The organism is Paenibacillus sp. LjRoot56 (assembly GCF_964253335.1).
GTDB lineage: Bacteria > Bacillota > Bacilli > Paenibacillales > NBRC-103111 > Paenibacillus_E > Paenibacillus_E allorhizoplanae.
The window spans coordinates 94823-111834 of the sequence record NZ_CAXURV020000007.1; the positions used below are offsets into that span (position 1 = coordinate 94823).

General features: G+C 44.0%; 12 protein-coding genes. All 12 read right to left on the reverse strand.

Translation table 11 applies throughout. The annotated features are described in order from the left end of the window. Positions 1 to 73: 73 nt before the first annotated feature. On the reverse strand, positions 74 to 835 hold the full coding sequence (locus ACSQ8O_RS35065; protein ID WP_436245488.1) for an MgtC/SapB family protein: 762 nt from the start codon (positions 833 to 835) through the stop codon (positions 74 to 76). A gap of 23 nt (positions 836 to 858) precedes the next feature. After that, positions 859 to 2532 carry a glycerol-3-phosphate dehydrogenase/oxidase gene (locus ACSQ8O_RS35070; RefSeq protein ID WP_436245489.1) on the reverse strand — a complete coding sequence of 558 codons (1674 nt, stop codon included), beginning with the start codon at positions 2530 to 2532 and terminating at the stop codon, positions 859 to 861. Between the two features lie 119 nt (positions 2533 to 2651). Then, positions 2652 to 3209, reverse strand: coding sequence for a glycerol-3-phosphate responsive antiterminator (locus tag ACSQ8O_RS35075; protein ID WP_436245490.1), 558 nt, complete (start codon positions 3207 to 3209; stop codon positions 2652 to 2654). A gap of 47 nt (positions 3210 to 3256) precedes the next feature. Then, the gene (locus tag ACSQ8O_RS35080; protein ID WP_436245491.1) at positions 3257 to 4030 is read right to left on the reverse strand and encodes an HAD-IIA family hydrolase; all 774 of its coding nucleotides are present in this window, start codon (positions 4028 to 4030) and stop codon (positions 3257 to 3259) included. Positions 4031 to 4272: 242 nt separating this feature from the next. After that, positions 4273 to 4806: an AraC family transcriptional regulator gene (locus ACSQ8O_RS35085; protein WP_436245580.1), complete on the reverse strand. Its 534-nt coding sequence runs from the start codon at positions 4804 to 4806 to the stop codon at positions 4273 to 4275. Between the two features lie 160 nt (positions 4807 to 4966). Continuing rightward, positions 4967 to 5623: a M48 family metallopeptidase gene (locus tag ACSQ8O_RS35090; RefSeq protein WP_436245492.1), complete on the reverse strand. Its 657-nt coding sequence runs from the start codon at positions 5621 to 5623 to the stop codon at positions 4967 to 4969. Beyond that, complete coding sequence (locus ACSQ8O_RS35095; RefSeq protein WP_436245493.1) at positions 5623 to 6330, reverse strand: alpha/beta fold hydrolase; 708 nt, start codon at positions 6328 to 6330, stop codon at positions 5623 to 5625. The genes ACSQ8O_RS35090 and ACSQ8O_RS35095 overlap by 1 nt, the downstream gene beginning before the upstream one ends. Before the next feature lie 109 nt (positions 6331 to 6439). Beyond that, complete coding sequence (locus tag ACSQ8O_RS35100) at positions 6440 to 10633, reverse strand: S-layer homology domain-containing protein (protein ID WP_436245494.1); 4194 nt, start codon at positions 10631 to 10633, stop codon at positions 6440 to 6442. An 88-nt stretch (positions 10634 to 10721) separates the two neighbouring features. Further along, positions 10722 to 12269 (reverse strand): O-antigen ligase family protein, encoded by a 1548-nt coding sequence (locus ACSQ8O_RS35105; protein WP_436245495.1) that lies wholly within the window; start codon positions 12267 to 12269, stop codon positions 10722 to 10724. A 122-nt stretch (positions 12270 to 12391) separates the two neighbouring features. After that, positions 12392 to 13639, reverse strand: coding sequence for a carbohydrate-binding domain-containing protein (locus ACSQ8O_RS35110; RefSeq protein ID WP_436245496.1), 1248 nt, complete (start codon positions 13637 to 13639; stop codon positions 12392 to 12394). Between the two features lie 208 nt (positions 13640 to 13847). After that, positions 13848 to 15587, reverse strand: a complete 1740-nt coding sequence (locus tag ACSQ8O_RS35115; RefSeq protein ID WP_436245497.1) for a GTP-binding protein — start codon at positions 15585 to 15587, stop codon at positions 13848 to 13850. 1 nt (position 15588) lies between these two features. Continuing rightward, positions 15589 to 16512, reverse strand: coding sequence for a sulfate adenylyltransferase subunit CysD (gene cysD, locus ACSQ8O_RS35120; protein WP_253074980.1), 924 nt, complete (start codon positions 16510 to 16512; stop codon positions 15589 to 15591). Positions 16513 to 17012 lie beyond the last annotated feature (500 nt).

Below are 17012 nucleotides of genomic sequence, written 5' to 3' on the forward strand. Positions count from 1 at the left end.
GTATGGCATATCTCTAGGGTTAATGTCAACAAGTTTATTATCATTTAGAAGCAACTTGTGTATTCCTAACCGTTTACAAAGCGTAGGTTTGATTCACACGGGAAGCTCCCCCGCTTAGTTGTACCCCCTTGGATTCCAATGAAATAATATGGCTGGATTTCAAAATACGATCAATCGCTTGCAACAGCGCCTCCGTATAGCCGCTTTTCAAATGAAAACGAAGCTCCATCACCCCTTCCGATACGCCTGATATCTCAATTTGGCCATCAGGCTTCATCTGCACGTTAACAACCTGGATTCCTTGCTCGCCAAATTGCGATGCAATCGTACCCAGAACCCCAGGTTTATCGACGATTTTAATGACCACCTCCTGCGTTCGCCGGTTCCGCATCATCAACTTTTCCCATTTATTCAGAACAAATAAGCTCAGCAAAACCATAACAGTCGCCAGCACCGCACAGTAATAGAAACCCGCTCCTACACATAGACCAATGGCTGCAACGACCCAAACCGAAGCCGCCGTAGTAAGACCGGATACCGTAGAACCAGTTCTCATAATCGTGCCAGCTCCAAGGAAGCCTATCCCGCTAATGACCTGCGCAGCCAGACGGGCTGGGTCCATGCGTACGTTCGCTTCCGTAACGAACTGGGAGAAGCCATAGATGGATAACAGCATAATAGCTGTGGATCCGATACAAACCAAAATATGCGTCCGTAAACCAGCTGCGTGGTTGCTCCACTCCCTCTCCAGCCCAACAAGTCCACCCAAACTTACTGCCATCAAAATGCGAATCGTTAAATCCAAATGAGTAATATGCCACACGCTAGCGGCCATACTCTTCACCTCCTTTCAAGGTGTTAAATCGCATGATCATTCGCCGGCAATTCGTAAATCGATTGAAATAACGACTCGACCATTGCGATCTGCTTCTGCTTCTGATCCGCATTGTAAGATAAGCTGCTGCTTAACATTTGAAGGACAATATCGGCATATTTCTCCGCCTTCTCCAATTGAAAGTATGACCAGCCTGTATGCAGTCTCAGGAAATCAGCCGCCGTAACTGTCATTTCGGCTTCCATTGCATACAGTAACTGAGCATGGACGAACTGCAGCTCTAGATTGGGGGTTACTTGCTTAGCGACAGGGAGATACTCCAGTATTTGCAACGCATTCGTCCCATAGGTATCGATCCATTCCTGCATGGTTGATCTGTCCACGCCCTGCGTCTTTCCAATGCGAAGCATCTCCTTCTTCCAGTCTTGGAAATTGGACGCACCGCTGTTCTCACCGCCGCTAATGGTAATAGCGTCCGTACTGCAAGCGGGAATTTTCCTGCCCTCTGCACGTTCCAAGTGCTGCGCCACCAGATCGGTAACCTTTTCCGCCATTTTACGGAATCCGGTCAATTTGCCTCCTGCGATCGTGATCAAGCCACTGTCCGAAACGAAGATCTCATCTTTTCTGGACAATTCGGAAGGTCCTTTGCCTTCTTCGTAGATGAGTGGTCTTAGACCGGCCCAATGAGAACGAATATCGTCGATTGTGAGTTGTACGCTCGGGAACATCGCATTCACGGCCCGAATGATGTAGTCGCGATCCTCTTTCGTCGCTCTCGGGTTATCGATTGACTTCTCGAATGCCGTGTCCGTCGTTCCTACATACGTCGACTTCCCCCTAGGAATAACGAACACCATCCTGCCATCCGGCGTATCGAAGTAAGCCGCTTGTTTGACGGGCAGCTTCTCGTAATCAACAACAAGATGGACGCCTTTGGTCAGAAACAATCGTTTCCCCTTCAAAGAACCGTCGATTTGACGCATCTTATCTACCCATGGCCCAGCAGCGTTCACAATGTGCTTCGCATAGATTTGAAAAGTTTGCCCGTTTATGTGATCAGTAACCTCGACACCAACCACCTTGCCATCCCGATAAATGAACTCAGTCGCCTCGGCATAGTTTACAATTTGAGCTCCACGCGCATGAGCCGTTTTCATAATATCGATCGTTAAGCGCGCATCGTCAGTTCGGTACTCGAAATACAACCCTCCACCTTTGAGTCCATCTTGTTTGAGCAAGGGCTCTTGAAGGACAGTCTGACTGCGCCCCAACATTTTTCTGCGTTCTTTGCGAGCTACACCTGCCAGCCAATCATAAATGTATAATCCGATAGAAGAGGCGAGGTAACCATACGTGCCCCCCTTATACACGGGAAGAAGCATCGGAGCCGGAATAACGAGATGCGGAGCATTTTTATACAAAATAGCCCGTTCTTTGCCCACCTCCTGCACCAGCTTCACGTCGCCTTGCTTCAAATAACGAAGTCCGCCATGGATCAACTTCGTTGAGCGACTGCTAGTTCCAGAACCGAAGTCATTCTTCTCAATAAGGCCGATTCGCATACCTCGAGTGACCGCATCTAGTGCGATCCCCCCTCCAGTAATCCCTCCACCGATGACTAATACGTCCAATTCCTGCTGTGCCATGCTTCTTAAAATCTCGATACGGCTCTGTGCCGAAAACGTCGGTCTCATCGTCCTGCTCCCCCCTGAATATAAAAAAACCTCCTTAGAAAAGAATGCGAACGGAAATCTCGCACCTTTTCCAAAGAGGTTTCTCCTGGTCTCTCCCACTTGGAATTAGCTAGTATATCTTATTGCCATAATACGGATGAACCTGCAGATACAGCAAGTGCACCGGCTTCCAGCGCTTCTTCAATTTCTTTGATATTGCCAACCAAACCACCCGCGATAATAGGTAGTGACGTCATATCTGTCATTTCGCGAATAATGCGAGGCATGATGCCTGGCATCACTTCAATGGCATCGGGACCGCTTTGCTCCGCTGCCTTAATACCTCGGTGGACCGCACTTCGATCAATCAGAAAAATACGTTGGATAGCCATGAGCCCTGCTTCCTTCGCTCCGCGAATCAAGTGGCTCTTCGTTGAAATAACACCTGTCGGCTTGATAACCTGAGCTGCATAGGCAACGCCGCTCTTATCCGATGCGATGCCTTCAATAAAATCCATGTGAATAAACACATGCTTGCCTGCATCCTTGAGCCTGTCTACCATTTCCTTCAAAGTAAAGATGGATCCGAAAAGCAAAAACACAATGTTCGCCGGGCTTTGAATTGCCAGCTCGATATCTTCTACCTTTTGTACAGCTGCGATGGTTTGATGTTCAACTAAATCAACAATCGGATACACGCTTGATTCCACCCTTCGTCGATGTCAGAACATTATACCATGATTTATCATAAATGAATGACCTCTTTGATACTTGAAATAATATGCAGCGGGCGATTCGGCGAGCTATCCGCCATTTCCTTCGTTGCAACACCCGTCAGCACCAACACGGATTTCATGCCAGCGTCATTGGCCATTTTGATATCGGTTTCCAGCCGATCTCCGATCATAAAGCAATCTTCGAAAGGCAATCCCAGATGGGCTGCAGCTGCCTCGGCGGCAATTAAGGACGGTTTGCCTACGACCAGATCAATCGCCTTGCCAGTCGCCACCTCCAAGGCGGCAATGAATGTACCCGTGTCCGGAATCTGGCCCCCGTCTAGTGGACAAGTCGCATCCGGATTAGATGCTATAATGATCGAACCTCTAATCGCTGCCTGATACACACTATTCAATTTGTCATACGTGAATTGGCGATCCCATGAAAGCACCACATAGTGAGCTTGCTCACTATCCTGTGTAAGTGGGATGCCGTTTTCCACCAGTTCCTCTACAATCGGTTCCTCGCCAATAACGAAAACTAACTCACCTGGCTGGAGACGCTGATTCAAGTATTTAGCAACGATTTGCGATGAATTCAACACTTCTTCGATCGTTACGGGAATTCCCATTTTAGATAACTTTTCCACATAAGATTGACGCGTTGCAATTGGTTTATTCGACAAAAATACGACCTTGTCTCCTCGTGAACGCAATGCTTGTATCGCATCAGCCGCCCCTTCAATGGCTCGATCCCCAAGGTATACTGTACCATCCAAATCAAACACGTAGCCTTTTGCCATATCTGTCCCACCTTCTAGTAAGAAATCATCAATATCCAATTAGGAACGCAAAAAAGACCTTATCCATGTAAACATATTCCACCAATTGTATGGCAGAATATGATTACGGATAAGGTCTTCTCCTAGACTCGCGCCCAACCGTATATTCATACTTTGTACGTTAACTATAAAGCGTTTTCACACTTATTGTCAATCATCTTTTTCTGAGCACAAATCAAAATGAATTTGGAAAGCCGCTAACCTCACAATTTCCTCGATAGTTTGGCATAAGACGAAGGTGTCATTCCCGTAATCCGCTTGAACACCCGACTAAAGTAAAACTCGTCATCGTACCCGACTAACTCGGAAATGTAAGTCATCGTCAATCCGGAACATGCCAGCAAATCCTTCGCTTTCGTCACTCGCAATCGAATGATGTAATCTTTCGGTGAGAGGCCAGTCAGTCGCTTGAACTGTCGGGAGTAATAACCCTCGCTAAGCCCGGCCATCTTAGCCAACTGCTCCACCGTCAGAGGAGACTGGTAATGATCCGCGATATATTGGCAGGTAAACCCAATCGCAGAGTCTGCATCACTGCTGTATTGCTGATCGTAGATTTGATGAATCAAAGAGAGCCACCATTCGAACGTCGTCTCTGGAACGAACAGCATCACGGAGCCCGCTTCCAATCCATACTTGACCTTATTCATCACATAGTAACCCGTACCTCTCACAATGTAATGAATCGAATGAATGTTATGAATGTACGGAGCCTGATACGTGCCAGCTGGGAGTATCGTATTGCCGGCCTAACAGGTATCACTCCCTTGGTAAGTGCTTGGTAGTATTGTAGCACTTGGCTTTTCTAGCCTACCATGGAGAAAACCGATAAGAGATCTGGACAAATCTGATGTTCGTTTAGCATGGCAAAAAGGTCCCCCTTGGGTGAGGCCATGCTTACAACGTCATCGCCTGTCCGTACCGAGCTAGGAAGGCTTCCTTTTCTTTAAAATTCGGCATTATACTGCCTACACGTCGCCAGAAAGAGCGATCATGATTCATATGCAGGAGATGGCATAGCTCGTGAACGATGACGTAGTCGATCACATCGACCGGTGCCATGGCTAGTCGATAATTAAAGGTTAGCTTTTTGTCCGAGCTGCAGCTCCCCCACTTCGTTCTCGACTCATCGATCTCGATCATCTTAGGTTTGACTTTAAGCTGAGTTTGATAGGTTTTGATCCGTTCCGCTACAACCTTCTTGCAGCTCGCGAAATAGAACTTCTTCAGGTTGATTTTCAACTCTTCCTGCGTGAGACCATTCGTTTCAATTAACTCGTGGAGGAAATAATATTTCCCGAGATGCAGGAACTTGCCTTCGTCTTCATATTCTCTGACTTTGGGGATGGGTTGCCGTGCTTTGGTGATGGCGTTGAGCTTGTCTAGGATCGCCTTGCTGTGTTGCTGCACAGCCTGAATGATTTGCTCCTGACTGGTGCCGTTGGGAGCTTTGACCGTGATGAAGCCCGTGTCATCAATGTGGATGTATAGTTTTTTGCGAATGGCATATTGGACGTTGACGTCTATGGTTGTGTTGTCGAGTTCGATTTTCATTATGATATTTCCTTCATTTTAATGAATTCAATGATGTGATTAACGGTTTCCTTCTGCTGTTGTTCACTTGAGATCGTCGCAGTTCCATCGCCTTTTTGAACGCCGTAATTTCCAAATTGCGCATGATTGCCACCTTCGATAACGAACACATTCTCTTTGTAGGTTATCTTCGATTTGTCCAAAACACCATCAAGCGAGCCATACACGGTTAGCGCATTTTCCAGCGGAATATCACCATAAATATAGGCGCCAAGTAAGATAAGCCCCTTGATCTGATCTTGATGCTTAGAAGCGTAATTGCTTGCCATGGCTCCACCTAGTGAATGTCCACCGATATACCAGTTTTTGATTTCGGGAAGTTTTCCAAACACGTTATCAGCGGCATTACTATTCAAAACCGCAAGGTTAAAAGGCATCTCAACAAGCACACAGGTGATGCCATTTTGACGTAATTTCTCCAACATGGGTAGATAAGCAATATGCTCAACCTTCCCGCCGGGATAGAAAATGAAACCCGTCTCGCTCGTCGTAGAAGGCGAAAGAATGGTGAGCTTTCCATCTGTTGTGATCGTCTTTTCATTTACGAAGGCGTCCTTGGAAACGTCAATGGCATGATAATAATTAGATACATAAATTAGAAATGCCATTGCGAGTATAAGAACAAGGGAAAGAAGTGAAATAAGCGTGGTTTTGAGCCACTTTTGCATGTGTCGACCTCCGTAGGTTGTATGTACCTCATATTTCTTATATGATCTCCGAAATAAGGAGAGAATGCAAACAAAAGCACACTTGGACATCAAGTGTGCTTTTGTTTGTTTAATTCAGGGGCCAAGCCGCATTCTGGAGCAGTTTATTAAGCAATATTGCCGTTTGTCCACGGGTTGTAGCCGCATCTTTTTCAAAAGAGAATCCATTCGATGCATTCAAAATATTCGATTTTAAAGCCAATGCTGTCGCGTCACTTGCCCACTCATCTACTAGCAAGGATAATTCCTTCATACGCTGCTCATACTTTGCACGGTCCGATTCATTAAGCTTCGTAGCAGCATTAATAAATTTCAGGGCATTACTGATCATCGTGATCGCTTCTTGATGTGTAATGCTTTGCGTTGGACGGAAAGTGCTATCTTCATAGCCGTGGATAAGGCCTGCACTTACAGCCGTATAGACAGCCTGACTAAACCAATCCTTATCGTTCACATCCGTAAAATCTTTAAGTGCGCTGGTGGCTGTCTTCAAGCCCAGACCTCTACCTAGAAGGGTTGCAAACTCTGCACGGGTTACACTCGACTCCGCACGGAAGGAGCCATCTTCAAACCCTTGAATAACACCGCTAGCTGCTAGCGACTCAATATCTGCTTTGGCAAAATAGTCATCTTGCACATCTGCAAACTGTTTTTTTGCCTTATACACGGTATAAATCGAGTTGCCTTTACGCCATAGCGTTGCGACGGCGGGTTTGCCCTCTTTATCTAAGGTAATGCTCATTGGGACAGATATTAGCGTGTTAGTGCTAGGATCCCAAACAGCGCCATTAAGCTTTTCGCCAGGATTCAGTTTCAAATCTTTCGGCAAAAGAATCACATGCCCTACAAACTCGGAAAACGTATCTATGTTCGCAACTGTTTTATTACTATCCATCAGCGTGAGTTCATAGGATAAAGCTTTTCCTACACTTGATCCGCCGTTAGAAGCGATCGTTTTTTCCAACTTTTGTTGTTCTGCAGCCCTCAGCCCATCCACACTGATCTTAAGGCTCATAGTATCGGTCCCGGCATGCGCATCAACTGCTTCTTGAAGTACAGCAAAAGGAATCCAGGCTGTTCCTACAGTTGTATTGAAAACTAATACAGCGTCTTTCTGCTTACTTGTAACTTCTTCTAATAAACCTGCCGTGATTTGGAAGTCATATCCATCTGCGTTGGTCTTGACATCAATAGTAATCTCCCGATTCCCAGACTTAGCTTGTTCTTCTGCAAGTTTTTTCAATTGAACAGCATCTACGCTAGATGTAATACGGATGTTACCATTTTGATTGACGATATCCCATTTGAATGATTCAGCCGGGCCACCGCCTCCGCCTCCACCTCCACCGCCGCCAGCGGGTGCAGGTTCCTTATCGTAATCTTTTTTCACTTTGAGGCTTCTAGTGCCATTATTGCGCTGAAGCGCAACATACAAACTCCCTGCTTCTGTCCCTAGCTGAGGAACTATGAATGTTATGGAAGAAGCATTCTGCCCCAAAACTGAACCTGTCAAAAATGGAGTTAACGAATTCGCATCACGGTACACACTCACAACATCATATTCTTGCAGCCCCGTTATGGTAATCGTATCTTCCGTTCCTGATTTATTATTTGTGATGTTAATCTGTGTTGGCAAGAGAGAAGGACTGTAGATCCGATCTTCTAAATTTATGGTTGTCGGCAGGCTCTCTCCCGTTGGAGTAACGCCATAAATGGCAAGCTTCGTTGCACCGACTGGAACTTGGGTGTTCATAGGAATGCTGGTTTGGTACTCACCTATATTATTCCTAGGCATGCTCAGGATAGGTTTGATTTTCTTCAATTGATCATTCGTAAAATAAACATCATAACGTGAAATCGTTGTATTCACTGTAGAATAATCAGCAAAGAAATATAAGTTTCCTCCAATTTCTCCAGCTTCACCATCAAGATCGGTACTTCGAGTTTGAATAATCCCAGGTAGCTGCTCAACAAATCTGGAGCTAGGTACTTCTCCCAACACATTATCCGCAATTGTATATCGGCCCACAGGCAATTCTTGTCCGTCTGCATTTCGTGCTCGTAGTTCAATTAGCTTGGCATTAGCCGGAATTTGATCTTCTTGCACAGAAACACTATACTGCTGTTGACCTTTATTCAGTTGTGCAAAGGTGGAGCCAAGAGGGTCGAATATTGTGCCCAGGAAATGCACCACATAGCCTACAATATTGGCTTCATTCAGCATCGGCGTCCAACGTAGCGTGCCATTGATATGACCGGCACGATTATCGGCATCTTCGAAGTAATCATTTCCTAAAGTTCCTGCTGTTATATCCCAAAATCCGAAATATGCCCCATGCAAACTCTCGCCCTGCTCATTCTTGCCATAAATACCGATTCTTTGCGCTCCACTTGGCATCGAATAGCCATTAGGGAATATGACTTCGTAACTCGGCAGGTCTACGCCTTGAAAGATTCGTTTCAAATTTGTTTTCGGAATTTCTGCAATGGGTTTCAACTTTGCATTATTAGCATCTACAAAATAGAGGCTGAAGGACGTGGCAGGTGAAGGTTCCGTGGAAGCGTCATACCACAGGACTGTTCCTGCCAGATCTCCTAGTTTTGTATCCTGATCTTTAAAAGATACATCCCGTAACACAGGCGCTGGTATTGTTGAATTGCCACCAAGCAGGATTGGGCTATTGGATGTATTGTCATAGATTTGAGTAGTATATACTTCTGATCCTATTTGACCCGATAAATCCTTCGGGAACAAGTTCACAAATACAGCACCTGACGGTAAAGTATTAGTTGGTATATCCACTTTATATTGATTATTTATGGCTTCTTGCTTTGTCACACTTCTTGATTGCCCGATTGCCGCTTTATTTATGTCTGAAAAGGTTAGTTCATAGCCGGAATAGTTTGGTTCCGAAGAAGTCGCCCAAGATATCTTTGGATGGATTTGGCCACGTGTTAGATCTTGATCTTCAAATGAGAATTGGAAGTAACCTCCCCCTCCTGTTCCTGGGACTAGAACTGGTCCTCCTCCTCCTCCTCCGCCTACATTTAAAGCAGAAACCGTAACATTAAAGGAATAATGTACACTGTTATATATCAAAACATATGTTGCTACCCCCTGATTAAGGGCTGTAATTTTCTTGGTCGTACTATCAAAAGAAATAGCCTTCTGTGCTGGATTAGAGTAAACCAATGAGACAATCTCATAGTTCGTAGCTTCCTCTGATGAGCCATCAGCAAACTTATTAAATAATTTAAAATCAATTTCTTGACCAACAGCCATATATTCAGCGTTCGTCTTTAACTGTGGACCACTTCTGAGCTGGACATTATCAAAATAAGTAGCATTGTGACCTTCGAAGAAGTATTCGTTGCCCTTTTCAACGGTGTATTGCCCTTTTACATATCCCAGAGTAAGATCAAACGAATATATTCCTTCGACAGGCAGTTTTAACTCATTCCCACTACTTGAAGAAGATAAACTCAACGTATAGCTATGATCCTTTATCATAATCTCCGATGTTTCTAGGGTGACGATGCTATTTAAATATATATTTGGATGTTGCACAAGTTGCTCATATCCTGAAATTCTATTGATATTGGTTATGGTCAGACTATTACCTGTCGTGTCATCACGCAGTTTAAAATCTGAAACCGCAAGTTTTGTAAAATCAATAACGGATTGATTATCAACCTTTGGTAAATCTAGTTGAATAGCATTGGAGTCAGTACTAGCAGGCGTAAAACTAACAAGATCGCTATATGGTGCTATCGCATGATTTGCATCTAAAGCCGATAAGTACTGCTTACCTGAAATACGGTAATACCCAAGTCTAGTATTATCGCCAAAATAACGGACATCCCCGTTTACATCTACAACTTTGGTAAATTCCTGCGAGGTTAGACCATCCGACGCAACAATCTTCGTAGGAGCCGTGCTGGATATATAGCCAAATGGCGTTATATTCACATTTTTCAACTTTTGATTCAGGTCATCATACCAGTAGTAAGGATTGTAAAAATTGGATTCCTTCACCTTATCTCCATCATAAGTAATGGAAGTTACGGATCCATTCTGAATTACATCCACCTTTACCTTAGTAGGATCCTTCACATAGACGTATCCTCGTAATTTCCCGTCCTGCGCCGAATAACCAAAAAAACCTGAAAACGCATACGAAACCGTCGGCAAACTAATTTGGAGAATAAATATTACAAATAATACAAGGCTAATCTTTTGGAAAATAGGTTTCCAAGACGTCATAACGAGTGAGCCACCTCTTTAATAGTAATAGGGTCATATAACAAAAATGATTATACCATAAAAGATATAATCATCTAGGCTAACCATTTTATTCCTTCATCAATTTTTGATAAAGTTCATCATTTAACTGCTTGTACACTACCTCATCAGGTACGCGATGAATCGCTTGTTCGATTTGAGACTTTGCTAATAGATAATCATTCCTATTTCCTGTCTGGTTACCACGTATCACATACATCTTCGCCGCGTCATAATGGACAGATGCTGACCATGGAAGCATTTTTTGTACATTCTCATAGGCTTGAATCGCCGATCCCGTGTCTCCCGCAGCAACGCTGTTCCGGCCACTCGTCTGAATATATTTCCCTACTGCAACCCAGCTCGTACACAGTAACATTCCCACCAAAGTAATCAATAGCATCGCTTTTACCATCTTCGTTGGATCCCACCTTATAAGGGATGAATCTGGGATTTGTTCCATCACGAACGCAATAAACACGAGAAAGACGGCAAAGATGACTAGGAAACTAAAGTCAAAATCAAACCCGGCGTGAAGCAGTAGCACCGTGCTTATAAGCATAACTCCCTTCATCCATAGACGGGAAAAGTCTGAGCCCGAAGCCTCCATCGTTTTTAACAGAATAGAACTCCTATAATAGAAGAACAGGATACCGACAATGAATAGTAATGCTCCCACAACACCGATGTCGAGTGCTAACTGGAGATAATGATTATGAACAAAGCGAACAAAATAAGCCTCTGATTGATACTGATTTTGCAGCACACCCCACCCACCTCCACCTGCTCCTAACCAAAAATGATCACGAATCATCAGGATGCTGTCTTTCCAATAAACGAGTCTCAACCGGAACTCAGAGGTTTCGGGCTGAATCGATTTAACCCTTGACCAGAAAAACAAAATATCCCTTTTCATTAGCGCCGTCACTATAAAACTCGTCAGGTGGACAGTCACTATTTTTAGCCAAATGTCTCGCTTTCGCAACTCTAGAAATAAGGCAAGTGAGGCTAATGACACTAACCAAAGCACCCAGACTGATCTGGAAAAGGTAAGCAGCAGCCCGCATGCTTGAATCACCATTAGAATGAGGTCACCCTTACGAGCATTTTGGATATAAAAAAAGAGAGTCAATAATAAAGAAATGAGCAAGAAAATCGCTAGCGTATTGGCATAGCCGATCGTCGATTCCAGTCGGTTCTGTCTTTCCATCTGAAAGACTACCCCTACAACAACGAGAAATGCCCCCATGTATGGCATCCATCTGAACAGTTTCATCACTTGTTCTTGGGTCAGATTGGAGATGAGAAGTGAAAATGGCAGTAACGCCGTGATTTTAATTGCCTCTAAAATAGCCTGTTCCCTATCCACCGCGATAAACACACTAGCCCAGTAAAATAAAACGAGAACCACGACAAACAAATGCATGAGATGCAGGCGCAGCTGCTTCAGAGTAAAGCTGACGATCAGCCATGCAGCTAGCAAAAAGGTAGTGGCGACTAAGTAATTTAACTCGTAGAGATAACCTTCGTTTAAGACTCCAAACCCAAAAAAGAGGACTATGACAATATAAATAAAAGTGTGGATGAGTAGTCCTCCGTTCGTTGTAGCGTACTTCACAGTCCAATAAATCTTAACATATCCACTCCGGGATGAGGAGAACTCTTCTCTGAATCGAACGGTGGAATAATAAAAAGCCTCAGAGCATTATCTCTGAGGCTAATCTTTTCCGTTTGCTATTGCTATTGGCGCATTCCTCTACCGCCACCGCCGCCTCCACCGCCGCGTGATTGGGTAATTTGAGTGATTTTTGCTCCATTGACCGTAACATTGCCGCCATTAAATTGAGCTGTACCATCTGAGTCAAAGGCGGAAGCTGCTTTTACGTTAATGGTTCCTCCATTGATATAGAGATTACCATTTGAATCAAATGCATCCGTATCACCGCTAGCCATACTAACATCAATGGTACCGCCATTGACTTCAATCACTACATCAGAATTGACTTTTGGTGAGGCATTTATACCATCATTATTCGCATACAAAGTGATCTGACCATCATTTATCTTGATATTATTGGCCTCGATGCCTTCTTCACTCGTCTTTATGTTAATGATGCCGCCATCGATTTGAACAAAGCTGTTGCCTCGGATGGCATCATCGGCAGCGTTGATCGTTAATGTGCCGCCTTCAATATAGATATACCCCTTGGAAGCATCCTCATCGTTTTCGCTATGCAGGGCATCCTTATCAGAATCTATTGTAATCGTTCCATCATTGATCAGAATGGCATCATTGGCCTCTATAGCATCCGCAGATGACTGAATGGTATACACGCCTCCAGTAATTTTGAGGTCATCTTTTGAAGAAATACCATTACCTTTTTTCGATACAATGTCTAAAGTTCCGGTTCCATTCAGGGTCATATCTGCTTTAGAGAAAATGACTGCATCCAAATTGGTATCTCCATCCGCCACATAGCTTCCGGAAACCTCCATATGGTTCTTACTGCCAGTAGATGTAACGAATACTTTATCCGCTGCCTTCACATAAATAGCAGGTGAATCTTCATTCGTTATACTGACACCGTCAAGAACGATTTGAACTTTTGCATCATCGGCAGCATCGACCACTACCGTCACATTTTCTACCTCTCCACTTAAAACATAAATGCCTTCCTTATTTAGTGTCACATCTTGATTGCTTTCCAATTTCATTGGTGTGGCAGTTGCAAGATCCGCCGACTGTTCTAAATCCCGATCACTGAATAATTCCGCTTTGTCTAGAACGGAAGCTTTCGCTGTTGACGTTGCTGTTGATGCAGCTGTTGACTTCGCACTTGACGACACGGTCGAATTTGCTGTTTGTGTCGTTGCAGTAGCAGTAGCGTCCTCGCTGCCGACTTGTGCGTTAGAGCACCCCACGGCGGCTACGCTAAGTAATGCGGCCAAAGTAATGACGCTTAGGCTTTTCAGGTTTTTGTTTTTCATAAATTAACACTCCTCGTATATTAAGTAGTAATCATCTGACTATTATCCAAAAAGTATTATCGCTTCCTGACATATGTAAATCATAATGCAGATTACTTAAATCAAACTTAAATAACGAGTCCTAACGTTCTCTTTTACGTTAAAGTCAGCCGCGGACACAAAAAAATCCCTACATCACGATTCATTGTGATGTAGGGATTTGTTCGAATTAGAAATTAAGGAATTGCCCACGACTACTCTCATTGATTAAATATTTGATAATCCGTTTCACGACATAATTTGCAGCTTCTTCAATTGATGACTTACTTGCATCGATTTCGATTTCCGGGTTCCCAGATATATCACTTGTGCTCGAGCCGCCTGCAAACGATCCGTTTACGTAAACTTCAATATACTCTTTGCCAATGATGTCTCGCACGGTTTCTCGGCCGTTAACGTTCGGGGAATCATTCGATACTAATGCAATAAGTCCAGCATCGTTCATCAATTTCGCAACTTCTGCTAATCGCTGCAACGATTCTCCGTGGCCATTCCCCAGTAACATGGTATGGTGGCCTGTCGATACCAAACGTTTTTCGACTTCCTTCGCAAGGGCCGATTGGTCTGAAACCGAACCAGTGAACCAAAGGGTCAAAGGATTCTGACCTTTTTGCTGAGCACGAACTTCTCTGGTGATTTCCGTATCTAACTGTACAGCAATGTCGGAGCTTTGAAGGATTTTCTCAATCACTCCGCAAGCCGATGTCATATTGGTGACACGATCGATCAGAATAAATCCGCCGATGCTTTTATTTTGTTCAAAAGAATCAATAACGATAGCGTCAGATAATGAAAACTCACATTTGGCCAATTCATTTTTGACAATATGATCGGTTGGCACCGTTTTTCCCGTATTAACATCAATTTTATGCGTAATGGCCGTTACGGTACCTGGCAGGATTTTCGTTCCTACTTTGACCAGATAGTTCTTGCCTGGCGTCAGTACAGAATCATCCATCCAAAGAATCGTAGCACTAAAACGGTCCGCCTCTTGAAGCTGACTATCCTTCGTGAATACGCAGCCCCGCGAAACGTCGACTTCCCGATCCAATTGAATGGTTACGGGCTGTCCAGCATAGGCATAATCACGATCTTGGTCTCCCACGAGGATCCGTTTGACTTTCGCCTTCTCATGACTAGGCAACGTTGTCAGCTCATCGCCAACTGCGATACGCCCAGCCTCAATTTGGCCTTGGAAACCGCGGAATGTATGATCCGGACGGCATACACGCTGAATCGGCATCATAAATTGCTTTGCATTGTCGTTCTGATGAACGTCCACATTTTCCAAATATGGCAGCAAGGCAAGGCCTTCGTACCAAGGAGTATTTGGCGATTTTTTCGTAATGTTATCCCCTTCTGTGGCAGAAACAGGGATCACCTGAATGCTTTCAAAGTTGAACTCAGCAGTCAACTGCAAGAATTCTTGTTTGATTGCATCGAATATTTTAGGATCAAAACCCACTAAATCCATTTTATTCACAGCTAAAACAAGATGTTTAATGCCCATAAGTGCGCAAATCCGAGTGTGGCGCTTGGTTTGGGTAATAACCCCTTTCTTGGCGTCCACAAGAATGATAGCCAGATCCGCAAAAGATGCTCCTACGGCCATGTTACGGGTATATTCTTCGTGTCCAGGTGTGTCCGCTACGATGAACGAACGGTGGTCTGTCGTAAAATACCGATAAGCCACATCAATCGTAATCCCTTGTTCGCGCTCTGCAAGTAACCCATCTAGAAGCAAGGAATAGTCAATTTTGCCGCCGCGGCTGCCTAATCTGCTATCCAGCTCTAACGCTCTTTCCTGGTCGGCGAATAATAGCTTGGCTTCATATAGCATATGTCCGATTAAGGTGGATTTTCCGTCGTCTACACTTCCGCAAGTAATAAATTTAAGCAGACTTTTCATCTTAGAAATAACCCTCCCGTTTACGTCTTTCCATACTTCCCGCTGCTTCTTGGTCAATTACCCGCGTTGTCCGTTCGGATGAGACCGCACCAAGCGTTTCTTCAATAATGGCATCTATCGTATTCGCTTCCGATTCGGCTCCACCCGTAAGAGGGTAGCAGCCTAGTGTACGAAAGCGCATTTTCTTCATTTCAATTTTCTCATGCGGTTCGAGCTTCATGCGATCATCGTCAACCATGATGAGATGTCCGTCGCGTTCGAGTACAGGTCTTTCTTTGGCAAAATAAAGTGGCACAATATCAATGTTTTCTCTGCGAATGTATTGCCAGATGTCTTTTTCCGTCCAGTTGGATATTGGGAATACGCGGGTGCTTTCGCCCTTATTGATTCTTGTATTAAAAAGCTTCCACATTTCTGGTCGTTGGTTCTTCGGATCCCAGGCATGGTTCTTATTTCGGAATGAGAAAATCCGCTCCTTCGCACGCGACTTCTCCTCATCACGTCTTCCGCCGCCGAATGCAGCTGTAAATCCGTATTTGTCCAATCCTTCTTTCAAGGCTTGGGTTTTCATAATATCCGTATATGCGGAACCATGATCGAACGGGTTGATCCCTTGATCAATCCCTTCCTGATTGGAGTGAACAATCATCTTAATTCCGAATTCTTTGGCTTTACGATCGCGGAATTCAATCATTTCTTTAAACTTCCACGTTGTATCGATATGCATGAAAGGAAATGGCGGCTTCTCCGGATAAAATGCTTTCAGCGCCAAATGCAGCATCACGGAACTATCCTTCCCGATCGAATACAGCATTACGGGATTTTCACATTCCGCCGCTACTTCTCGAATAATATAAATCGCTTCAGCCTCGAGTTGATCCAGATGCGTCATTTCATCTATAGAATCAAGCATCAATTTTTCCATGAAAAGGTGCCTCCTTTTAATCCTTACTAAATCTATCGTCTTTCTTTATATACTAACAGATTGTGGCTTTCATGCAAAGTGGAAGAAAGTGAAAAAGTTGAGATTTCTGTGATTTTGGTCGAATATTGTCGCACTTTTCGGAGTGTATTACTTTCTTTAGCACAATACTAACTGTATGCAAGTAAAGCCCACTTTGTCACGCCTAGAAAGAAAGGGTTCATAAAAGCGTTGAAGTCGAACGCTTGTTCGTTTTATCACTACGAACATTAAATATTCTGCTCATATTGAATTAAAGTTGTTACTCAATCACCCAATAAATCAATAGGAGTTGATATGCAATGCGGCCGTATCTCCTTCCATAATGCCACGATTCGCTGCGTAGTAAACATAAGGCTGTATGGCCTCATTTATGGCTGAATTATTCTTATAAACTCGAACGTCCGGCTTTTACCATCAACAAAGTCAACCTATTTTAACAATAAATTCCACTGTAAAACCCA